We start from the raw sequence: 24,613 nt of genomic DNA on the forward strand, positions 1-24,613 counted from the left end.
AACGGGCGGAGCGACAGTAGTTAGCGATGGCACCTGATAACAAAGATAAGTACAAGGACAAGGACCAGACGGCCTGGCCGACGCTGCTCGATCAAGCGAATTCCGGCCACCTGGAATTCGAGCCGGGGGCGGCCGAGCAGGGGGCGCAGGCCGCGGCCACTCTCGTTGGCGATCTGCTGTATTACCAGCAGCTCATCGACGGGCATCTGACGAATATCGGCCCGATCGGCAATCTGGACTCTGGCGGGACCCTGGCCACCTATCTCAATGGGATCGGCACGCACATGTCGGATGCGCTCACCACGCATATCGCGATTCTGCGCGACATGATCGACACGTTCAACGCGGCGGGGCGGGCCTACGTCAACACCGACCATATGTCGGCGGACAACCTGCGATACCTGCACACCACTGCGCCGGACAACGCCACTAACCTGAACATCGACATCCCGAACAAGAAGTCGCCCAGCAGTTACGACGATTCGGCGGACGACAGCTACCCGGACAGCCTGAAGAACTACAAGGGCGGCAAGGAGTCCTACTCCGTTCGACCCGAGCCCAAGGACTCGATGAGCTGGGAGCAGCTGTACAACCTCGGGCAGGACATGAAGCCCGATCCGTACAACAACGCCTACGAGCTGTACAAGCTGCTGAAGGACAAGGTGGATACCAGCCTCAGCGACTTCAACAACAAGATTCAGGCGTTGCAGAGCAAATGGCGTAGCGATGGTGCGAATGCCGCGCAGGGCGCGGTGACCAGCTATTGCAACAGCATTCAGCCGCTGATCGACACCATGGACAACGCCTCCCAGGTCATGCGCTACACCAACCGCTGGATGATCCAGACCCAGGCGAGCATGCCGACCGAGGGCCCGAGCCAGCCGTGGGACTGCGACAAGCAGGGGCAGTTGGACTATTACCGAGGCCAGTACCAGGACCACTACGCCGACGGCGTGACCCACACGTCGCAATCGACGCCCTCGGTGCCGGTTCCGGCGCCCGTCGACAAGCCGAAGCCGAATCCCGACCCCAACCCGAACCCCAATCCGAATCCGAACCCCAATCCCAACCCGAATCCGAATCCCAACCCGAATCCGAGCGACAACCCGAACCCGAATGCCAACCCGGACCCGAAGAACACCGGTGGCGGCACTCCGAACGCGGGTGGCGGCACTCCGAACGCGGGCGGCGGCACTCCGAACGCGGGCGGCGGAACCCCGACGGCCAATGTGCCGCCGCTCAAGGACGTGAAGAATCAGACCCCGAACGGCTCGAACCCCAACGGGACGAATCCGAACGGGACGAACCCCAACGGAACCAATCCGAACGGCACCAACCCCAACGGAACCAATCCGAACGGCACCAACCCCAACCAGAGCTACCCGAATCAGTCGCAGCCGCAGAACACCTCGACCGGCACCAGCTCCGGCGGCTCGGACATGTCGCAGCTCACCAGCCTGCTGAGCTCCCTGATCAGCGGCGCCAGCAACGGCATTTCGGCAGTGTCACAACAGCTTCCGTCCATCCTGCAGCAGCTCCAGGCGATGCAGTCGACCGATCTGTCGACCCTGGCCACCGCGCTTGGCGTGCCGGAGGACAAGCTGACCACGGCGTTCAGCGCGATCGAGCAGGATCCGTCGAAGGTGGCGCAGCTGTCGCAGCTGCTGGGTCTGTCCGGTGACGCTCCGCAGACGCCCACGCCGACAGCGGGGCTGCCGGGCGACACCACGCCCGTGGGCGGCGCTGCCATCCCGCCCACGGTCGGGGTGGCGACGGGCATTCCCGCTGCGGCGGTGACCAATTCACCGTTGGCGGGTCTGACCAACCTGTTCGGCGGGCTCGCGGGTCTCGATGTCGACCAGGCCCAACCGCTGGTGGGCGTCTCGGCGGCGCCTGCGGACGCCGTGCCGGTCACCACGACCGCGACCGCCGCCGCGGATCCCGCGCCGGAGCAGGTCGACTTCATCCGGGGTCTCGGGCAGACGCTCGAGGGTGTCGCCGAAGGCAACCCGGTGGTCGAGGCATGACCTGGGAGTTCACCGATCTCGAGTTCAAGGTGCTGTGCAACCGGTATCGGCAGGGCGCGATTCCCTCGCCGCTGACGTACACGAGCCGGACCATGGACGCCGACGAATACCGGCGTCAGCTCTTGGGCGCCGAGGTGGAGCTCGACCTGCGGCTCGACGCCGAGTTCCGTGCGGTATTCGAAGCCGTGTGCAACCCAGAGGTTTTCGTGGGTGTGCACGGCTGGCACGACGCGGACATCGAGAATCCGGCCAAGCATGTGATGGTGCACGGGGCGCGGCGGGGTCGCCGCGCCTGCCTGCTCATTCAGCATCCGGGCGAGACGACGATGCACAGCGGCGGCGTCACCATGATCGATTGCGAGCCGGAGGAGCTGGCGCGGCTGCTGGTCGCGCAACTCCCCGAGGTCGAGGCCGGGGGGTCGGCCCCGATCCCGATCGCCACGGAGCCGTCGGCCCCGGATCCCTATGAGGCACCGCGTGCTTCGGCCTTCGACAGCTTCGAGGAGTCCGTCGACAGCCGCAGTCTGCGGTTCCTGTCGACCCCGGCCGATCAGACCGGGGCGATGCGGATTCTGCAGGGCCGCTCCAAGTACGGACCGCGCGGCGTCGCGGTTTCCACCCTGGTGTGGCGGGATCTGCCGGGGGACGGACGCTATCTGATCGATCTCGATCCGGAGGCGAAGTCCGCGGTCGGCGTGGACAGCCGTCGGTTCGCCGAGCACATCGACGGCGCCATCGCGCAGATTCTGATGCACATGGAATCTCGCGGGGAGCAGCAGGAATTCGTGTGATCGACGGAGATGGACGCCGCGGCGGGGCCGCCGCGTCCACCCGGATCAGCACTCTCCGTTCATATTCCGGCAACTGAGAAGTTGCCGGGGAATGAAAGGGTCCTTGTCATGAGTGGTCGGTTGGAGTCCTATCGGGACTTGTTGGTGAAGGCCTCCGAAAAAACCGGTGAAGTTCGCGATGGCATCAACGGGGTGGTGAACACCTTTACCGCCCAGGCCGACTCCCTCGGCACCCCCTGGGGCAACGACTCGCTCGGCAATCAGTTCGCCAATGGCGACCAGGGCTATCTGGCCAGCAAGAAGAACATCCTCGAGGGCGCGAGCAACATGGCCGGGACGTTCGCGAATTTCTCCCAGTCGCAGAAGGACTCGGCCGACGAGCTGGAGCGCACCGAAGAGGCCAACCGCCAGGGATTCCAGCAGGCCGCGCAATGACCAACGAACGTCAGAAGGCCGAACTGGCCGAGATCCTCGACGGCTTCGGTCAGCAGATGCGCCTGATCACCCAGTTGCAGCGTGAGCGCGCGGCGTTGACCGCGTCCGCGACCGTGCGCAAGCGGGTGACGGTGACGGTGAACGCGGATGGCACCGTAATCGAGACCAAGTTCTCCTCCGACATCGAGGATCTCGACTATTCGGAGATCGCTCGGGCTGTCACCGAGGCCGCGCAGCAGGCCGCCGCCGAGGTGGCGCGCCGCGGTCGGGAGATCATGGCGCCGGTGTCGCGCAACCGCGATCGGCTGCCCAAGCTCGCCGACCTGGTGCCTGGAATGCCCGATCTGAGCAAGGAACTCGCGATTCCGGCGCCGCCGGTGGTGTCTACCGCGCCGCCGAAATCGTCCGAGCGCCTGGACGGTTACCGCGACGGGGACACCCATGCCGAGGCGGCGCAGCCGCGGCGGGGCGGGGCCACCGACTCCGGATGGTGATACGACGGCGTCGGGCGAGGTAGCCGACCATGGCTCTCGAACTGCCCTCGGAACTCGAATGGCTGGGCTGGATCGTCGGGGTCGAATGGCCCCAGGGCAACGAAGACCAGATGTGGGACCTGGCCACCTACTGGAAGAACGCGGCCGACGGCCTACGTGACCAGGTCTCGGGTATCGACGCGGCCAAGTCCGCCACGCTGGCCGCGTATGTCGACGGTGACGGCCGCGACCAGATGGCCAAGCAGTTCGATTTGATTGCTGGAACCGGCGGCAAGCAGGACGGCAACACCTCCATCCTGGATCTGGCCGGGTTCTTCGATCAGCTGAGTGACTCGGTGCACGACACCGGCACCGAGATCGAGTCGACCAAGCTGATGTTCTATTCGTCGCTGGCCATGCTGGCGATCGAGATGGCCGCGGCCTGGGTGTTTCCCCCGACGGCCCCCGCTGTGGAGGCGGCTGCGCAGGCGGCCACCCGCATCGCGGTGCGCATCATCGGCCGGGAGGCAGTCGAGCGCATCGCCGCCTATGTCGCCAGGATGGTGGGCTCGTCGCTGGCGAAATTCATGGTGCGGCACTTCGTGCTGGACGCCGGACTGGGCGTCCTGCAGGAGGTGGGCATCGAGGGGTACCAGGTCGCCGCCGGGCACCGCAGTGGCCTGGACTGGGGCAAGATCGGCGTCACGGCGATCAGCTCGGCCGCCGGTGGCATCGCGGGCGGCAAGGTCGGCAAGGCGCTCGGCGAGCACTTCGAGGGCTCGGCGATGAACCACTACCTGAGCGCGGCCATCACCGGTACCGGCGCCGGATTGGCCGGTGCGGGAGCGGGTTTCCTGGCGGGCACCGGGGCGCAGTTCGGACTCGACGTCTACCAGCACGGTTGGGGCGACGCCTTCAAGAACATGGGCAACGCCTTCACGAATTTCGACCCGCGCATGCTGACCGGTGGCATCTCCAACGGCGCCCTCTCCGGTCTGAATCACACAGCGGCGCACCAGTTCTGGGAACCACGGGTGGCGCGCATACGAGCCGGCGTACCCGACTCCTTCAATGTCGGCTTCAGGCCCGATGCGGGCGGCACCCGTGACGTCGCCGGCAACTCGCATGGCGGCGGCCGCCTCGGTGGCGGTGATCCGGCCGCGAACACCAATGGCGGCGGCGACCTGGGCGGCAATGGTCATGTCGGCGGCGGTGATACCGGCGGACCCCAGACCCACCCCGCCGGATTCGCCGGTGACACCCACGACGCGGACCCGCGCCCCACCAACGACGGCAGTACGGCGCGCCCCGAGGGCGGCGATCCGAGCGGCACCGGCGGCTATGGCGGCTCGGACTCCCGCGCGCCCGCGGATCGCGGTATCACCGGGGATCCGGGCGCTGTGACCGGCGGTGATCACGGCGGCCAGTCCCATACCCCGTCGGACACCGGGTCGGTGGCGCACACGCCCGCCGATTCCGGCGTCCAGCCGCAGCCGCATACGCACGAAAGCCCCGGCGGCGCTCCGGAATCCGGTGTCCAGGCGGGAACTCGTGACACACCCGCGCCCACATCGGCCGCTCCCGGACCCGCGAACACGGGGTCGGCTCCGGCCTCCTCGCCCGCTCCGGCCGCGACGACCGGCGGCGACTCGCGTGTCACCTCGACGTCGTCGGCCGCCGGTAATGCGGCGGCTTCCACCGGCGACACCGGGGGGCGCACCTCCGGTGCCACTTCGAACTCGGCCGGGGACTCGGATTCCACCTCGGTCGCGCCCGCTGATTCCGGCGCGGCGGCACCGGTCGCGGACTCGCGCGCCGCCGTCGCCGACGGTGCCCAGGCCCTGTCCCCGCAAAGCGCCCCGGCCGCCTCGCACGATGCGGCCGCCGCCCCGGCAGTCGCCCCCGGGCCGGTCGCAGACCGCGCTGATTCCCCGATCGTCGCCTCCTCCAATGGAACTCAGGCTCCGGGCAGCGTCGCGTCCGCCACCTCCGCTTCCGGCGCGACGGCGGCGGGCGCTCCCCAGCACGGCACGGCGACCCCCGAACCACGCGCTGTCTCCGAGACACCGCGCCCGACCAGCGATGTTCGCCCGACCGGCGAGGCCCGCCCGACGGGTGTCCGGGCGGGCGACGCCGCCGGATCTCGCGCCGAAGCCCCGCGCGCCGACGGGTCTCGCCCGGATACGGCCCGGCCCCAGGGCGCGGATTCCCGCTCGGCCACGGGAGCCCAGGCCCGTTCGACCGCCCCCGAGGCCGGTCGCGCGCCCGAGGGCAGTGCCCCGGGCGACCGCGCGGCCGTGCGGCCAGGATCGGAAGAGCCTGTCGCACAACAGCAAGCCCGCGGATCCGAGTCTCTGGACCCCGAGGCGGAACACCCGGTCGCTCCCGAGTCCGCCGATCCGATCGCGGTCGATCAGCGCCCGGACGCGAGCGGTTCCGACTCGCATCCGACGTCGGATGGTCGTGCGGAACAGCCGGATTCCCGCACCGCCGCCCAGGAACCCCGCGAGTCGACCCTCGGCGACGAACCAGGTTCGCGGGCCGGTCTCGCGCACGAGGATGGGGGCGATGTCCCCCGCTCGGAATCCGAATACTCGGCAGAACAGCGTGATTCGCGAGATTCCGGTCCGGAACCCACTGGCATCGGCGACAGCGACGAGCCCGTCGCGCCCCGGGAGACCCAACCGCGTGCGGACACCGCTCCGGAACGCGGCGGAGCCCTCGACCGGGTGGACGAGCATGAGGGCTCGCCCTCGGGGAACCCCGACGAGGCCCGCGATCGGGCTGCGACGGACACTCACGACCGACGCGACGGCACCGAACCCGACGTGCAGCGTGACGAATCCGGCACGCGCCGAGACGATTCCGCACCGCCGCACGACGATTCCGCACCGCCGCAGGATGATTCCGTTCCGGCGCGCGACGATTCGGTGTCTCGACACGACGATTCTCTGCCGGAACACGACGCCCCGACGCCGCGGGTCGACGATTCGGTGCCGCAGCGTGAGGATTCCGCGCCGAGCACCGATGATCCGCCCCCGAGCGAGTCCGATCCTCGATCGCGTCAGAATGGTCCACAGCCGCATGTGGATGATTCGCTGCCGCGTGATGGTTCCGTCGATCGCCCGGTGGACCCGGAGGGGGTGGGTCACCCCATCTCCGAGCGTCCCCAATCCGCCGGGGGACACACGGAACCCGCTGCGGCGCACCAGGATCGAGATGGGAGCGACCCGCGCCGCGGCGACGACCACGACTCCGCCGACCCGGACGCGGCACTGCTCGTCGCACCCGTTCCCCTGGGCGACCACGCACTCGGTCGTCCGTCGGAGCACCGGGCGTCCGGGGCGGACCGAGCGCACGACCCCGCCGGGGCCGATCGCGCGTCGGAGCGTTCCACGCCCGCCGAGCGCCCCACCGATCGGCGCACCGCTGCGCCCGAACGCGGCGACGGCACCGCCGCGCATCCGGGCACGCTCGACGAACCCTCGGATACCCCTGTGCCACGGTCCGAGCCGGAGCCGACCACCCGCGCGGACAACCCGAGACGCGGCCGCTGCGCCGAACTGTCGCTGCGCCTGCTGAAGGCACTGACCGGCAATGACTCCATTCGCCCGCCCGACCGTGCCGTCGGGCCGGAAGGCATGCCGGTGACGGAGGTCGTCGCGGGTGCGGGCGGCAAGCTGCGCGCCTTCGACGACCACGACGCCGTCGCAGCCAAGCTCCTCGAACTCGGCCCGGGCTCCTCGGCACTGGTCATCGATCGCTACGCCGGGCCCGCCGACGAGAACGGTGTCGGAGCCCACGGCTATCTGCTGATCAATGACAGCGGCGAAATCCGCGTCGTGGACCCGGGGGCGGGGCGCGAGCACGGCTTCCCGCCGGTGGTCCCCCGCGAGACCAAGGCCACCTACGCCGTCGTCTTCAAGGCCGATGGCACCGCCGAGCACCCCTTGAACGCCGCGACCCGCCACGGCCTCGACCCCGTCCATTTCGCCCAGGTTCATGCCCCGGCGCAGCCCGACGAATCCGAACCGCAGGCCGACGACGCACTCCCACCCGAGGTGAGGCGCGATCCGAGCCCGGACCCCGAACCAGCGCGAGATTCCGAAGACCGATCGCGCCCGGAGGGACGGCCGCGTCCGGAAGATCAGCAGCGCCGCGACGATCCATCGCGACACGAGGGCCCCTCACACTCGGACACCCCACGCGAAGAAGGTCGGCCGCGCCCGGAGGACCCGCCGCGCGACGAGGGCCGGTCGCGTCCGGATGAGCGGCCCCGCGAAGAGAACACCCCGCGCTCGGACGAGATCCCGCGCGAAGAGATCACCTCGCGCTCGGAGGAGAACCTCCGCGAAGAGGATCAGTCGCGTGCGGATGATCACCCCGGGTCGGGTGCGTCTCGTGAGGCGGACCCGGTGGCCGACGACCGCCCGGATGTCCGGCAGCCCAGCGAAGTTCGGGCGGACGAGCGGTTCTCCGGTGAGAAGCCCAGCGAACTGCGGCGTCCCGAGTCGGATCCGGCGGCCGAACGGGTATCGCCGGAGGACGTCGGTGGCGAGCGAGCCCCACAGGAGCAACGGCGCTCCACCGAAAGCGCCGACCGCGAGTCGGCCGGTGTGGACGATCCGTCCCGGGATACGGCAACGGCGGACCGCCGCGGTGCGCCGGGCGAGGAGCACACGCAGTCGCTCGTTCCGAATGAGGCGGCGCCCGTCCATGATTCGGAGCATGTGCCCGGCCGCACCGAGGAGCGCACGTCGGCGGAACACCGTGCCGCCGATTCGCGCGCCGGGGCCGAGCCGTCGGCGCACGACGGCGAGCAGCGTGAGCAACCGGCCGCGCACGAGCGCCAGCCGACCGAAACGTCGGCGGAGCGGCCGCCGTGGGCCGCTCGAGTCGACGACGAATGGTCGGGCCTGGACGCCGAGCAGATCGTCGCGACGCTCGAGCAGCGTTGGGACATCGACGTTTTCGGGTTCGACCCGGCCATTCACCCCGAGGTCCTGCGGGAGTACGCGCGCGCCGTCGACGCCATGATGGCGAAGTACCCGGAGACCAATGTGCGCTCGGTCGGCATCGGGGACCTGCCGGAGGGCGTGTACGCACGATCGACGCCGGAGAAGAGCCCCAAGGTCGGCTGGTACGCCGAAAAGATAGTCCTCAACGCGGATCTCGCGCGCGATCCCGCCACCATGGCCCGGCAGGCCGCCATCGACGAGGCTTCGGGCCATCATGTGCCCGGTGCGAGCGACCGACCGTTCTACGCGACGATCCTGCACGAGTTCGCGCACGCCATGGACTGGACCGGCCAGGGCAAGGCCCGCAACCGCATGATGGACGCGCTGGCCGACCACTACGTGGCCGAGAACGGCAATATCGCCGGGTTCCGCCAGTGGCTGCAGAAGACTCTCTCCCGCTACAGCTTCGAGGGACTCAACCGCATCGAGCGCCCCGAAGCCTTGGCCGAGGCGTTCACCGACGTAGAGCTCAACGGCGAAAACGCCAGTGCCCCCGCCAAGATCATCCACCAGGTCCTGCTGGACGCCCTCGCCGAGCACGCCGCGAAACACCCGTCCGAGGACGGCCCCCGAACCCGTATCGAGCCCCCACCCACCCCCACCCACGATCCAGCGGCCAACAGCGAATCGGGTGCGCACGACCACGGAAACATCGGACACCCCGAGGATTCGCCGCACCCGACCGGCACCCGCGATCCCGCGGAATCGCAGCCCTCGACCTCGACCGATGCCGTGCCCGACGCCCACGACCCGGCGATGGACGGGAACGATCCCGCGCCGTCCGCGAAGCCGGAGAAGGCGGCGGAGAGCGAGCCGACCGACGTGACACGGATGGACGATCCGGTTCGGGATTCGCTGGTAGATGACCGTTCGGATGCTCTGCCGCCCAACGAGGCTCGGCCGGAAGAGCACCCACCGACCGACAGCGAGCCGCGGCGACCGCAGCCGGATGCCGCGCGTGATCCTGCGAGCGCCTCGCGCGATCCGGAGCCGAGCGCACGGCCGGAGCGGGAGGCGGGGGCCGAGCCGAGCGGCGCGACGCGGACCGTGTCCGGCGAGACCGCTCGGACCGACCATCCGACGAGTTCCCGTGCGCCGGAGGAGGCGTCGACCGAGAGGGGTCGTCGGGAGCCGTCCGAAGACAGGCAGCGTTCGGTTGCCCAGCCGCCGCGCGGCGAGGACGCGGCGCGGCCGGAGCGTCGCGGCCCCGAGGAGGCGCGGCCGGAGCGAGCGCGTTCCGGGCACGAGCGTCCCACGGAAGGCGAGCAGCCCAAGGATTCTCGCTTCGGCAGACGGGGCGAGCAGTCCGACGGCGAGCACCCGTCGCAGCCGCATGAGGGCGAGCCGCGGTCCGGCCCGAAACGACGCCCGACCGGATACGACGACGGAAAGCCCATCCCCCCACCGGATTCGGAGCGGGGTCCGCGGGTGCCCAAGGAGGAGTACCTCGCGGCTTCCCCCAGGGAGCGGCAGACCATCAACCTCCCGCTCGACGAGTGGTCGTCGAAGTCCCCGTCGGAGGTGGCCGAGGAGCTCGGCGATCGTTGGGGCCTGGAGGTGACCGGATTCGACGACGCGGCGGTCGACCCGCATGTCGCGCGGGAATTCGCGCGTGCCGTCGACGACATGATGCGGCGTTACCCGGCCGTCAGGAATCTGAAGCGCATCTCGATCGAGGAGATGGCGGACGACAAGGTCTACGCCTACTGCGAGCGCACGATCCCGAGGCGCTTCGACAGCGGCCCGCGGAAACTCGAGGCCGACGCGATCGTGCTGAACGCGCACTACGCGCACGATTACGCGCTGCTGCGCAAGGCGATAGCCATCGAGGTGAAGGCCGGGGTCACTCCGCGAGGCGCCTCCAGACGTCCTGTGCACGCGGTGATCGTGCACGAGCTCGCGCACGCGATGGACGTCGAGGCCACCCCGGCCGGGGCGATCCGGAATCGGCCGTCCAGGAGCGCGCTGCGGGTCTTGCGAGACCATTTCGAAGCGACCCGGCCCGATCTGGGCCGCAAGGAGTTCCGCGCTGCCTTCCAGGAGTGGCTGGACCAGCTCAGCGGGTACAGCCGCGGCGGGACGGAGCGCGTGGGCCTCGGTCCCAAGTACAGGTTCGACGGCGGCGAGGCGATGGCCGAGGCGCTGCAGGAAGTCGAATACAACGGCGAGCGGGCGTCCGAACCCGCGAAGGTCCTGTATTTGCACCTGATGGACAGCATGGCGGAGCACGCGCGCATCGACGCCTCCTATCACATGCCGCCCGAGGCGATTTCGAGGCCGATGGGCCCGAACCCGGTGGAGGAGCCCACACCTGCCGGCCGCCGCGCCGCCTCACCCCCGAAGATCGAGATCGCCGTCGATGATTCGCCGGTCGCCGGTGCGCGCCCGGAATCGATCCCGTCGAACCTGGCAGGCGATAGCCGTGGCGTGCACGACGAGTCGGCCCCGGTCGAGCCGCAGCATCGCCACGGCGACTCGGAACCCGCTGCCGAGCCGGGCAACCCGGAGAACGGTGACGCGGACAACCCGCGCGCTCGCGACTACAAGACCGGTGGCCGGAACGAATCCGAGGGCACCGGCCAGAACGAGCCCGAGGGCGAGCCTCCCGCCGATCCGGCAGCCGGTGGAGCCGGGGGCGAACAACCGCCGACGGCCCGCAACGGGGCCGCGCCTGATCCGGAGCCCGAGCCGAACGGCGGGGACCGCGAGACTCCCGCGGGCAATGGCGAGCAGCCCGAAACCCGCGGTACCGCAGCGGGATCCGGGACGGATGAGCGCAGTCCCTGGCTTCGGCGCGAGGAGGCCGTCCAAGCCGACTGGAACGCCGAAATGGCCGACCAGCACGCGAAGTGGCTGCGCCGGTTGGCCGATTCGCTGCCGGAGGGCGGCGCCGACCGCACCGGCTACGAGATCCGCGCGACCGAGGCGGAGGCCCGGGCTCGAGCGGCCAAGGACACCGCGGACCGGATGTGGGATGCCGCCGGTGGCCGACCGGACGAGCCGGTCACCTTCAACGATCCGAACTCGGATCCGGCCGAGCCGGGTCGGGGACCGGGCTCGACCGTCGAGGCGACGCTGCCGGATACCCGCCTGCACACCGAGACCCTCGTCGACCCCGTCTTCCCCGCGGCCCACACCCAGGAATTGATCATCCCCGCGGGGGAGATGACGCGTCCCGCCGATCCGGTGGACGCCTCCCCGGCGCTGCACGCGGTGGCCGACTACCTGGGCCGGTCCGAAGCCCCGCCCAGCCTTCGCGAGCACACGACCGCCGAACTGGCGTACGCGGCGCGGTTGATGGATGCGCTCGGCATGGAGGAATTCATCGGCCAGCAGCGGGATCCGCTGGCCGCCATGCGGGACGTGGCCGAGAATGCCCGCGCCCGCGGTGCTTTCGGCGATCCGCGGGGTGGTCATCCGCCGCGAGCGCTGCGCCCGGGGGACTTCGAACGGCTATCGGACGAGGAGCGCTTCCTCCCGAAGCCGGTGGAGCGGCCGGCGGGGGAGACGCCCCGCGAGCTGCCGCTCGAGCCGTGGGCAGAGGCGAATCACGGTCCCGCCGAGGGCGAGCCGCGCACCTTCACGCTGCCGGAGCTGCGCCAGGAGCTGGCCGACCGCCTGGGTCTGCGGCCCGAGGACATCACACCCGAGCGCCTGCCCGAGCTGGCCGGTGAACTCCAGTACCGAAACCTGCTGCGCGCCGGCGCCATCGAGGCGCTCGGCGATGCGGTGAACCTCCGCGAGCGGGCGGTCACGCCCGAGGGGCGCGAGGTCTTCGGAAAGATCCGCGACGAGTGGGCGCGGTTGCTCGGCGTCGATCCCGAACACCTGGCCCGCGATCCGGAGGGCGTGCTCACCGGTCTGCGCGACGAAACCCTGCGCCGTGCGAGCGATGTCGCGGACCTGATGGCCGCCACCTTCCACCATCCGGACCCGGCGGCCGATCCGCGGCTGGTGCTCGAGGCCGATGGCCACCGCGTGCATGTCGAGATCACCGCGGGTCCGGACGGAACGCACGGGCTCCGCGTCGTCGATCGGCCGAGCATAGCCTTCGAGCCGAAACACGGTGCCCCGGAACAGAAAATCGGGTTCCTCCGGCGGGCCTGGCGCTCGTTCAAGGGTTACGAGGGCCAGTACCCCAAGTACATGTCGGGCTACGAACACGGTGACGGCGAGGGCCAGGCCAAGATCATCCGAGGCGTCGCCCACATGTTCGGCCACGACTTCCCCCTCGAGGAGGAGGTCGATCCGCATGAGCACGTGGCTCCGGGACACAAACCGCACACGATCGAGGTCCTGGGGGAGGCGCCCATAGCCCGTGCCATCAAGGAGGGCGCCACCATCTGGAAGGCGCGGGAGCGGATGCCGTTCCTGAAGCGTTGGACCAGCCGCGTCGCGGACGTCTCCGCGGAGGTCGTCCCCATACGCGACCGCGGCGGCGCATACGAACCCTGGTTCTCCGAGGCCGATCCCCAGCTTCGCGCCGAGAACGAGACCAGCCTGCGCCTGGCCGGGATGAAGACCGAAGCGGACTACATCCGCGAGAGCTGGCAAGCGCGGACGCAGGAGCTCCCGCCCGGCTCGCACGCCCCGGAACTGCCGGTTCCGCCGGAACACCACTGGGCTTCGAACCTGCCCGAACCCGTGGCGCACGCCATCGAGGCCCGCGACGCCGCGCTGCGGGACCTGGCGCGGGTGGCCGCCGACCACGGATACGAGCTCTCCGAGGCGACTCCGGAGGCGCTGCGCCGCGTCGTCACCGACGAGGCGTACAAGCTGGTCCGCCGGGCCGCCGCGCTCGAGGCCCTGAACCATGTGGCGCACGAGTTCAACAAGGTGGAGGAGCGGGTCCCCAGTCGCCCGGTCGCTCACAATGACAAGAACCCGTTGGGCCGCTTCGTGCGCGAAGTGCACGCGGTCGAGGAACTGCGGCGCCGACAGGAGCAGGCCGACCGGAAGCGGGAGAAATACGGCGCCGCGCCGGAGGATCCGTCGGAGCGGTTCCAGCCGAAGAAGCCCCGCAACACCTTCCTCGATGCCGTGGGCACCAACAACAATGGCGAGTGGGCCAACCACTTCGAGGACGCGGACGATGGTTTCCGGCAGAGCGAGCGCGGTGATCTGTTCCGTGACGCGCTCATGCGCGACCAGCTCGCCGAGGAACGGTCGAACTGGGCTCAGCTGCTCGGCATCGGTCTGGACGAACTCGGCCCGGACCAGGGCGGACTCGACCGCACCATGGCCGAGCACCGGATGGCGGTGCGTGACGCCCGCGACCATCTGAACGAATTGTCCGCCGCGGTGGAGCATTTCATCCAGCTGGACGAGGCGTCGAAGCAGCGGGGCCGGGAGCTGATCGACGGCGCGGCACACGACTGGATGGACGCCAACGGTGGCGCCATGCTCGAGCCCGGCATCGGAGTGCGTCCGGGCGAGCACGTCGGCGACCCGAACCGTCTGGTCGTGATCAGCGGCGACGAGGACCACCACGCCCGCCTGGCCGAGGCCTTCACCAAATATCCGCGACTCGCCGACATGCTCAATCGCGGTGAACTGCACCTGGATTACCGCACCGTCAGCATGAACGACGATGGCGTGCTCCACGTCGTCGACGAGGCCACACCGCAGGTCCGCTTCTTGAATCTGGAGCCCGGCGGCGATCGAGCTCCGATGCTCTTGCTGCGCGGCGACCACGGCCCCTGGGAGGTCGTCCAACCCGAAGGCCGGGCGGCCACGCCGGAGCCCGAGACGCCCGCGGTGAGCGAAACGCCCAGTGCGCCACGCGATCCGGATGTGGTGCGCGCCGAGCTCGATGCCGTCGTCGCCCGCATCGAGGGCGCCGACCGGATGGATCTTGGCGAGCACCTCGACGACACCATCGCCGCCCTGCGCCAGGACAATATGCTGCGGGCCGCGCAGGTCGAGGGCATGGTCGACTACATTCGCAGCAGCGACGCCATCGAGAACTTCCACGAGCTGAGCGACAAGCTCGGCGATCTGGGCCATGCGCTGGGCATCGACCGCGAGCACATGTCGCCGCAGCGCGTGGCCGAAGCGATCACCGACCCGAAGATCGGAAGGGCGCGTCGCGCGCAGGCCATCGGCGATCTGCTGGACTACGCGAAACAGCTGGGCAAGGCCAACAAGGCGGAGGTCACCGCCGCCCGAGACCGGCTCGCGCGGCGGCTCGGTGTCGAACCGGAAGACCTGCACGGCTCGAAGTACGAGAAGAACGACAAGAAGAAGATCGTCGGCTACGGGCCGGATGCCGACAGCACCAGCAAACCCGCGATGGTGCGCGCCATCAAGAAAGCGCTGGGTCGTGAGGGGGAGCGCCCGCACGTCGCCGCGGCGCTCGCCGAGTACGCGCATGCGCTCGGGGCCGTCGACCCGTACCATCCGGACCTGCGGTTCGACCCGCGGACCGATCCGCGCGCCGGCGACGGCGTACTGCCCATCCATCCGGAGTCCGCGACCGGGCTGTTGCACGACCTGCTGAGCGAAACCGTCGGCGAGCGACCCCTTTCCGGCAGCCCGTCACATGCCAGCGATGTCTGGTCGCACCTGATCGGCACCGATGTTCACGACATCGGCCGCATGGTCGAGTCGTATCGCAAGGAGCTGTCGGGCCTGCACGACCGGATGTCGCCGGAGCAGATGGGCCGGGCCCTGGAATCGCTGCCGGAGCGGGCCACGCCGGAGCACCTTCGGGAGAAGAAGCTCACCGAGCGGGAGTTGAACGAGGTTCGCGCGTCCTACGACGAATACATGGCGTCGATGGCGTCCGATCAACGGCCGCTGTCGATCGGCGATTACATCGAACTGGTCCAGGGTGTCAGGGACGCCCGGTTCGCCGAGGTCTACGAGGTCTACCGCGACGGCAAGATCGAGGGGCACGAGCGACCCAAACCGGAGGAGTTCAAGCGGATTGTCGACGCGATGCGCGCCGAGGTCCGGGCCCGCGAGGCCGACATCGACGAGCTGCAGCGACTGGCCGCCGAACATCACGCGCTCACCTCGACGCCGGAACCGCGAGCGCCGCAACGGAGTCCGATCGAGGAGGCGGGCGATCTGGTCGAGGCCAGACAGGCTCGCGACCTGGCCCTCGCGCAGCGTGACGCCGCCCTGAGCCGCCTGGAGTCCGGTCCGGACCACACCCTGAGCGCACGCGATCTGACCCCCGAACGCCTCCCCGGCACGCTCGAGTACCTGGCCACCCGCACCGCCGAGGACGGTCACGCACTCAATTCCCCACAGCGCGTCGACGAGTTGCGCCGCGCGGCAACCGCATTCAATGACGCACAGGCCCGAGTCGACGGCCAGGAGGCGCGAGTGCGCGCGTCCGTCGAGGCCGCGGCGGGCCCGGGCGACACCCCGGCCGACGTGTGGCGTCGCGAAGCCGACAGCGCCGGAGCCGAAGTGGTCGCCAAGGCCGCCGCCACTCCGGGACGCTGGCCCGAGGATCGAGATCAGATCGTCGGCCAACTCGACCGGATCTCGCGCGGGCTCCCGGAGAGCGGTGCGGAACTCACCCACGAACTCGACCCGCTGCGCGAGGCCGTGCAGCGGTACCAGACCGCTCTGGACTTCCAGGGCGCGGTACGGCCCGAGCCGATCGAGTCGGTGCGCGTGGGGGAGTCGCCGCAGCGGCAGGCCGAGCGCGAACTGAACTACGCCCGCCAGGACGCCGACATCACCAAGCTGGCGGTGGAGTCGGCGCGGGCCGGTCTGCCGGTCACCGAGGCCGACCTCACCCGCGACTGGATCGACCGGACCCGACGGGAATTCGGCGACACCCCGGGCGACCAGCTCACCCCCGAACAGCGCAGCCTGCTCCGCCTCGCCGACGTCGCCGAACACCATCTCGACGTCGTGAAGCGCGCGGCGCGCTGGCAGGCCCAACTCGACCACCTCGCCGCCGAAGCGCGCCACGCCGCGGACACCCCCCGGACCGCCGCCGCGCGCGCCGTCGACGATGCCCGCGCCGAACGGCGCGCCGCGATCGAGAACGTGCGCCGTCAGATGGGCGTGCACATCGACGAAACCGAACTCACCCGAGGCAATCTCGCCGACACCATCGAGAGCCTGTCGAACCGCACCATCATCACCGCCCGGGGTGAGGACCCGCTCGTGGCCATGGGCGCCGCCGAACACCTGCGGGCCGCGGCCGCGAAACTGCACAACGCAGAAGATTTCGCCGACTGGGTCGATCGGCATCTCACCGAACCCGACCCCGGCGAGGAACCCCGCGGCGACTCCGGCACCGATCCCGGCGACGGGTCCGACCCCTCGAAGCCCGGCGGCGCCGGCGGCAAGCCCACCTCCGACGGATCCGAGACCGCCGCAACCGATCCCGGCGAGAAAGCCCAGCAGAGCGGCGCGGGCAAGGGCGGCGGCGACGGCGGCAACGGCTCGTCCAAGCCCCCGACCGGTTCCGACGACCCCGACCACGGCAGGTCGGCCGACGACCCGACCAACCCGAACGAGGGCGAGGACCCCAACGCGAGCGCCGAGCCGAACGCGGGTACCGATCCGAATTCGGGCAAGGACGACGGCGACGACTCGGCTGAGGAGCCGGGCAACGGCCCGACCTCGCCCGAACCCGGTGGATCCGGTGGGAAGCCCGGTTCCGACGGCTCCGGAGCCGGACATGCCTCCGACCCAACAGATCCCGGCGAGAACGCCCAGCAGGGCGGTGCGGGCAACGGTGGCGACGACGGTAACGGCTCATCCAAGCTCGACAATGGCTCCAGCGCAGAGGAATCCGCGCCATCTGAAGCGAATCATGTTGGCGTGGGCGAAAATTTCGGGCCCGGCGGCAGGGGTTCCGGGGGCGGCACCGACGACCCCGTCGCAGGTCCGAACACCCCGAATCCGGAGGACGACCCGACCTCCGGCGACAACAGCATCCCCACATCCGCCTCGGAGGCCCCAACCGTCGAGCTCCCGCCTCCGTCGGAGCGCCCCACGGTCGAGTTGCCGTCGGAGTCCTCCGAGGCCCCGACCGTTGAGGTGCCGCCGCGTTCGGCTGGCGATCCGACGGTGGAAGTGCCGCCGCCTTCGTCCGGGGACTCGACTATGGAGCTGCGGCCGCCTGGTTCGCAGGATCCGACGGTCGAGCTTCCGCCTCCATCGGAGCGCCCCACGGTCGAGTTGCCGTCGGAGTCCTCCGAGGCCCCGACCGTTGAGGTGCCGCCGCGTTCGGCTGGCGATCCGACGGTGGAAGTGCCGCCGCCTCCGTCCGGGGACCCGACCGCAGAGCTGCCACCGCCGGGATCGGGTGAGCCGACCGTGGAGGTGCCGTCGCCTTCGTCGGAGGTTGCGACGGTTGAGGTTGCCGCGACGCCGGAGGGCGAGCCGCTGTCGGTGAATCCGGCTGTCGTGTCGCCTACTTTGAAGGCGGTCGCGGACTTCCTGGCGGATGCGCCGCTCGAACACAACGCGCATCAGCGCACTCCCGAGGAGCTCGCCTATCTGGCGCGCCTGGCCGATGGGCTGGGCATGGTGGAGCCGCTGTCGAAGCGCCCGGACGCGCTGGCCACCCTCCAGGAGCTGGCCGAGATGGCCAGGGCGCGAGGGTTCTTCGGCGATCCCGACACCGGTGCCGGTCCGGCGTCGATGCGCGATTCCGAGCACTTCCGCCCGCTCACCACCGATGAGCGCTACGGTGGCGAGGAGTACTGGCGCTCCGAAGTCGATCCGCGCGAGCTGCGGGCCATCGAGGCGGAGTTCCGGGACCTGGGGATCGCGGACCGCCTGTACCGAGCGGAGGCGGAGGAGGCCAGCGCCGGTCGACAGGCTTTGGAACAGAACGCGTCTCGGCTCACGGTACCGGCGCGGGATCTTCCGCTCGAGCCGTGGTCGGATGCCACAAATCAGGCGGGAACCCCGCCGCGCGCCATGACGCTCGAGCAGTTGCGTCAGGACATCGCCACTCGCCTGGGTCTGTCGGACGCCGACCTCACCCGGCAGCGCCTGCCGGAGATCGCGGGCGAGCTGCAATACCGGAACATGTTGCGCGCCGGGGCGATCGAGGCCCTCGACGATGCGGCGGGTCGCCACGACGCGGCGACCGACCCGCGCCAGCGCGCACAGCTCGCCGAGGTTCGAGACGAGTGGGCGCGCCTGCTCGGCGTCGATCCCGACCGTCTCGCACCGGAACACCGGGCCGCGACCCTGGCCGAGCTGCGCGACGAAACCGTCCGCCGCGCCAACGATGTCGCGGATCTGATGGCCGTCACCTTCCACGACCCCGACCCCTCCGCTCCGCGGCGTCTGGTCCTCGAGGTCGACGGCCAGCGTGTGCACGCCACGGTCCGCACCGACGCCGACGGCGTGCGGCACCTGGAACCGGCCACTCGCCCGCCCCTGCCCGGAGACCGTCTCCCCGCCGAGCGGCCCGCGGCCCGTCCGCCTTTCCTGCGCCGCCTGTGGGACATGGTGCGCAGCGGATTCCAGGGCCAGTACCCGAAGTACGCCTCGGGTTCGGGTATGGACGGCACCGGCCAGAAGCAGATCATTCACGAGGTCGGCGGCTGGCTGCACAACGACTTCCTCGAGCACGTCGACATCAACCCGTCCCGCCTCGGCAAGGAATTGGCCACCTTCTGGAAGGCGCGCGAGGATCTGCCGTTCGTCAACCACCTCACCGCGCGAGTGCCGGACGTGGCCACCGAACTGGTGCCCATGCGCACCCGCGACGGCGGCGAATACGAGCCCTGGTACAGCGAGGTGGATCCCGCCACCCGGGCGCGGATGGCGGCGGAACTGGAGTTCGCCGGTATCGATCCGGGTGAGCCGGAGCCCGTCGGACAGCACACCTCGCACGCTCCCACCACGGATCCCGCCGAGGTCCGCCAGCGCGAGCCGTTGCCGGAGCTGCCCGCCGGTGGCGACCCCGCGTCCGGACATACCGGGGCACAGCCGGATCCGGCGACCTCACCGCACCGGGCCGACCCGCCGGTATCCCGAGACGCCCTGCCCAAGGCCCTCGCGGACGGCCTCGACACCCGGGACGCTGCCCTGCGCGAGGTCCTGAAACAGGCCGCGCGCCAAGGCATCGACGTGCGCTCGGCCGATCCGGAGACGCTGCGCCGCCTGGTCGACGAGACGAAATATGTGATGCTGCGCCGAGCCGGAGCGGTGGAGGCACTGTTCGACGCCGCCCAGCGCTACAACGCGGAAGACGCTCGCATCCCTTACAGTCGCGACGTCAACTACTTCGACAAGGATCCGCTGGGCCGCTTCCTGCGTGAGCTGGTGCACAGCGATCCGACCCGCCAGGACTGGGCGGTCTCACGCCTCGCCCGCAAGCTCGGGCTGTTCGGCAAGGACGACCCGCTGTTCACCGTCCTCGAGTGGGACGGCACCCCCAATGGCGGCGAGCCCGCCCTCCACTTCGACGACCTGGCTCCCGAGGAGCTGCTGACCCGCAAGGAGGGCGTGCTCTTCACACAGGGCCTGGACCGTGATCAGGTCCGTGAGGAGCGGGGCAACTGGGCGCAGCTGCTGGGCGTCGGCCTCGACGACCTGACCCCGGATCGCCTGCCGCACACCGTGGCCGAACTGCGCATGGCGGTGCGCGAACACGCCGACCAGATCGCTGATCTCGGCCGCGCCGTCGATGAGTACGTGCGCGCGGACTCCGATCTGCGCACCGCGGCGAACGACATCGCCGACGACGTGGCCCGCGCCTGGACCGACGAGCACGGCGGCGCGCCGCTGGATCGCGGCGTCGCCGTCCTGCCCGGTGATCCGCCGCGGCTGACCGTGATCCGGGCAGACGGCGCGCACGAACGGGTGCTGGCCGAGTACCTCGCCGAGCATCCCGAGATCGGGCGTCAGCTCAACGACGGTCGCCTGCGGCTCGATTTCCAGACGGTCGAGATGGATGAGCGGGGCCGGACGCACGTCGTCTCGGAACACACCCCCGAGGTGCGCTTCCATGAGGCCGAGCTCGCCGGCGACACCATTCCCGCCACCACGGTGCGCGACCATCCGGCGGGTCCGTGGCGGGTCGTCGAGCATCCACCCGCCGATCCCGCCCCACACACCGAGCCCACGCGGCCGACGCGTTCGCCGGACGAATTGCACACGGCACGTGATGAACTGGCCGCCGAGCTGGGCGTCGATCCGGACAATCTCGCGCCCGACAAGTTGGCCGACACCATCAAGGCCCTGCAACACGACAACGCATTGCACGCCGCGCAGATCGAGGGCATTCGCGACTTCATGCGCAGCAGCGACGACATCGAGTCGTTCAACGACTTGAACGCCGCCCTGCAGCAGTTGGCGAATCGCCTGGATCTGGAGCCCTCCGCCCTGACCCCGGAGAGCTTGGCGCGGGCCCTGACCGACCCTGGCCTGCGCAATGTGCGGCGTCTGCAGGCGGTCGAGGATCTGGTCCGCTACGCGAAACAGGTGCGCGGCGTGGACGAACGGGCGGCGCTGGCCGCGCGCGATCGGCTGGCGGAGCGCCTCGGGGTGCCGCGGGAGGAGCTGCTCTCGCGCAAGTACGACAAGTCCGCGGACCGGTTCGAGCCGGATGCGAAGAGCATCGCCCCCAAGGCCCTGTTGCGGGCGATCAACGACATGCAGCACCGCTCGCTGGAACGGCCGCAACTGGTCGACGCGCTGGCCGAATACGCGCGCACGCTCAGCGGCATCGACCCCTATCACAACGATCTGCGCTTCGATCCGCGCACCGATCCCCGGGTGGCGGAGGGCGAACTGCCCATCCAGGATCCGACCGCGCCCGCCCTGCTGCGCGGCTTCGATTCCGAATTGATGGGCGAGCCACCGCGTTTGGACGATCCCTCCTGGGTGGATTCCGCGTGGGCCCGGCTCCAGGGCCTGGAACTCGGCAATGATCCGGCGCGTCTGGCGAAGGCCTACGAGGCCTACCGAGACGGCAAGATCGAGAAGTTCGAGCGCCCCGACGATGCCCAAACCCGCGCTGCCGTCGAGGAATTGCGGGCCGAGGTCCGCGAACGGGCCGCCGATATCGAGGCGCTGCGGCAGCTCGCGCACGAATACAACGAGGCGACCGCTCCGGCCCGGACGCCGTCACGGCCGTTGCGCCCGGTGCGGGCGGCACGGGAACTCCACAGTGCGCGTGCGGAGTTGGAGCGCGCGCGCAGGGTCCGCGACTACGCGCTGTCACGGATCACTCAACCCGACGAGCATCAGCCGCATCTCGAGGGCGCTCCAGGCCGCCGGGTCGATCCCGCGGACCTGACGCCCGCGCGCTACAACGACGCCCTCGCCGAGGCGGCACAGTACGCCCGCACACCGCAGGAGCAAGCCGCGGCCGCCCCGCTCATTCAGCGTCTGGACGACGCGATCGTGCGGGTGCATCAGATCGAGGAGCTCATCGCCGCTCACGAGGCCGAGGCGCTGGCGCACGACCGGGCCGCCGAGACACCCCTGGATACCGCGCGTCGCGAATCGACGGCCGCGCAGCGGGAACTCCGGGCGGCCCAGGCCGACCAGGCCGCGGTCGCGGTCGCCCCGAAGCCGACCGACCCGGCCGCGGCCGCCGCGCACGAAGACACCCTGCGCGCCGCCGCCGAGCGGGTCGATCAGGCCCGAGCCACCGCCGATCGCTGGTCCGCAGAGCTGAAACGACTGTGGGCCGCGCATGTCCGCGCCGAGGTCACTCCGCACGAGGCGGCCGAATCGGCCCGCGCCGACGCCCGCGCCGCCTTGCGGCAGGCCATCACCGATTTCCGTGCCGCGACCGGTCTGCGCGTCGCCGAGTCCGATCTCACCACGGCCGCGATCGATCCGACGATCGAATACCTGCAGGGCAAGACGATTCTGTGGAACGGCCCTGGCAGCGCCACCGCCTTCGAGGATCTCCGCCGTGCGGCCGAACACTTCCACCAGGCCGACGCCCTGGCCCGGTGGGTCGACGACAACATCCCGCGTCCCGGCGACCCGGAAAATGGCACCGGCGAAGGGAATTCGGACCCGAACGGGCCCGATTCCGACGCGGGCGGCCCGCCCGCGGGCAGCAGCCCGAAACCCGCCCCCGGCGACGGCACGGCCCAGCCCACCCCGGCCCCGGAATCCGTCGCCACCCAGGTCGTCACCACCGACGACTCGGCGGAACCCAGCGTCGCCTCCGGAAAGACGCTGCCGCCCATATCTTCCAACGAATCCGAGAATGGATCGCTCCCAGTCTCGGAGTCCGGTTCGGCGACGGCCGGTGTGGAGAAGTCGGCGAGTGGTGACGGGGATGGTTCCGGCGAGCGGAGCGGTGTGCAGGCTGGGAAGCTGTTGCCGCCCAGGTCTTCTGATGGTTCCGAGGATGGGTCGCTGTTGGTCTCGGAGTCCGGTTCGGCGACGGCCGGTGTGGAGAAGTCGGCGAATGGTGGTGGAGACGATTCCGGCGACCGCAGCGGTGTAGAGGCCGGGAAGCTGCTGCCGCCGAGGGTGTCCGGGGACGTGGGGGAGGGCGCGGTACCGCCCGCCGAGGCTGGTTCGGGTGGGCAAGCGGCTGGGCAGCAGCCGGGCGCCGGCAGCGATGACGCCGAGCCCGGAGGGCCCTCACAGCGCGTGGCCGAACCGAATTCGTCGCGGTCGGGGCCGAATTGGGAGCATGTGCGGTCGCATTTGCCCAAGGTGCCTCGGGACTTCCATCCGGAATTCCCGCAGTACACGCCGCAGCCGTCGCAGCAGGCGGCGCCGTGGACGCTGCCGCCGGACGCGAATCCACCCCAGCCGCCGAACCCGCCGAACCCGCCGCAGCCGCCGAATCCGCTGCCGCCACCGAATCCGCTGCCGCCGGGCGGACCGGGCGGGCAGCCCTACCCTGGTGGGCCCGGGATGCCCGGCGGGGCGATGCCGGGTCGGCCCGCGATGCCGCAGGTGCCGCAACCGCCGCAGCCCCCCGCGATACCGCCGTATGGCCAGATGCCGCCGGGTAATTCGTATCCGGGCGTCCCGACGCCGCCGGACCCCGGCTGGCCGGCCGGTCAACTGCCGCCGAACGGCATACAGCCGCCGTGGGGTTCGTGGCCCGGTGCGCAGCAGCCGGGCGGTTCCCCGCAGTGGCCCAACGGTTCCCCGCAGTGGCCGGGCTCGCCCGACGGGCAGAATCCGGGCTACCCGGGCTCTCCCGATGGGCAGCACCCCGGCGAGCCGGGCTCGCCATCGACCCCTGGCGGCACGCCGGGTCCGCACGCGCCCGGCGGGCCCCACGGCTCCGCGCCGCGCGGCCCGAACGGTGCTCCGGGCTGGAATGCTCTGCCGGACAACGATCTGCCCGGCGGTTACGGTCAGAACGGCAATGGCGCCAACGGCGCGTCCGGAATGCCGGGCGCTCCGACGGGTGGTGCGCCGGGCGGTCAACAGCCGGGCGCGTCCAATGGCGGCCGCTCGCGCGGTGGCAACCGCTTCCCGCGGGCGTCGGGCCCGGCGTCCTCCGGCTCCGGGGTGTACCTGCGTTCGCATTCCGGTTTCGGTGAGTTCGCCATGCTGAACCCGTCGACCGGTGAGCTGAACTCGGCTCCGGTCGGCGCGGGTTCGCTGGCCGGTGTCTACGACGATATGGACGGCCTGCGGGTGATCTTCTACCGCGATCCGCAGTCGGGCCTGGTGCTGCGGGTCGGCGACCAGGCCATCGAGGTGGACCGGATGGGCGCCGACGTGTACTGGGAGCGCACTCAGCAGGGCTTCAACCGTCTGCTGGTGGGCGTGGGCGGTACCCCGCAGTGCGAGGTGCGCTATCGCACCGTCCCGCAGGACGCCGATCTGGGCCTGCTGATTCGCGATGTGCTCTCCGATCCCGAGCGGCGGGCGGGAATCTTCGGGTGATCCACGGGCGAGTTCGCCGATTCTTCCGGTTCCCGCAACCGCGCGGTCGA

General features: G+C 70.4%; 5 protein-coding genes. All 5 read left to right on the forward strand.

Annotated features, from left to right (window positions below):
* The first annotated feature begins 26 nt into the window (after positions 1-26).
* The 5 genes from GLP40_RS33525 to GLP40_RS01865 all read left to right on the forward strand — a co-directional run bounded on the left by GLP40_RS33525 (position 27) and on the right by GLP40_RS01865 (position 24,563).
* Positions 27-2,027 (forward strand): hypothetical protein, encoded by a 2,001-nt coding sequence (locus GLP40_RS33525; protein ID WP_230329143.1) that lies wholly within the window; start codon positions 27-29, stop codon positions 2,025-2,027.
* Positions 2,024-2,818 (forward strand): ESX secretion-associated protein EspG, encoded by a 795-nt coding sequence (locus tag GLP40_RS01850; protein WP_154786033.1) that lies wholly within the window; start codon positions 2,024-2,026, stop codon positions 2,816-2,818. Before GLP40_RS33525 ends, GLP40_RS01850 begins: the two co-directional genes overlap by 4 nt.
* Before the next feature lie 108 nt (positions 2,819-2,926).
* On the forward strand, positions 2,927-3,253 hold the full coding sequence (locus GLP40_RS01855) for a hypothetical protein (RefSeq protein WP_154786034.1): 327 nt from the start codon (positions 2,927-2,929) through the stop codon (positions 3,251-3,253).
* Positions 3,250-3,747 carry a YbaB/EbfC family nucleoid-associated protein gene (locus tag GLP40_RS01860; RefSeq protein WP_154786035.1) on the forward strand — a complete coding sequence of 166 codons (498 nt, stop codon included), beginning with the start codon at positions 3,250-3,252 and terminating at the stop codon, positions 3,745-3,747. Before GLP40_RS01855 ends, GLP40_RS01860 begins: the two co-directional genes overlap by 4 nt.
* Before the next feature lie 29 nt (positions 3,748-3,776).
* A complete protein-coding gene (locus tag GLP40_RS01865; protein WP_154786036.1) occupies positions 3,777-24,563 on the forward strand; it encodes a WXG100-like domain-containing protein in 20,787 nt (6,928 codons plus the stop codon).
* Positions 24,564-24,613 lie beyond the last annotated feature (50 nt).

It is taken from the genome of Nocardia aurantiaca, from assembly GCF_009708175.1.
GTDB lineage: Bacteria > Actinomycetota > Actinomycetes > Mycobacteriales > Mycobacteriaceae > Nocardia > Nocardia aurantiaca.

Excerpts from the sequence above, each read along its gene's own strand:
- GLP40_RS01850 (WP_154786033.1), top strand. The coding sequence starts at position 2,024 with ATGACCTGGGAGTTCACCGATCTCGAGTTCAAGGTGCTGTGCAACCGG.
- GLP40_RS01860 (WP_154786035.1), top strand. The coding sequence starts at position 3,250 with ATGACCAACGAACGTCAGAAGGCCGAACTGGCCGAGATCCTCGACGGC.
- GLP40_RS33525 (WP_230329143.1), top strand. The coding sequence starts at position 27 with ATGGCACCTGATAACAAAGATAAGTACAAGGACAAGGACCAGACGGCC.
- GLP40_RS01865 (WP_154786036.1), top strand. The coding sequence starts at position 3,777 with ATGGCTCTCGAACTGCCCTCGGAACTCGAATGGCTGGGCTGGATCGTC.
- GLP40_RS01855 (WP_154786034.1), top strand. The coding sequence starts at position 2,927 with ATGAGTGGTCGGTTGGAGTCCTATCGGGACTTGTTGGTGAAGGCCTCC.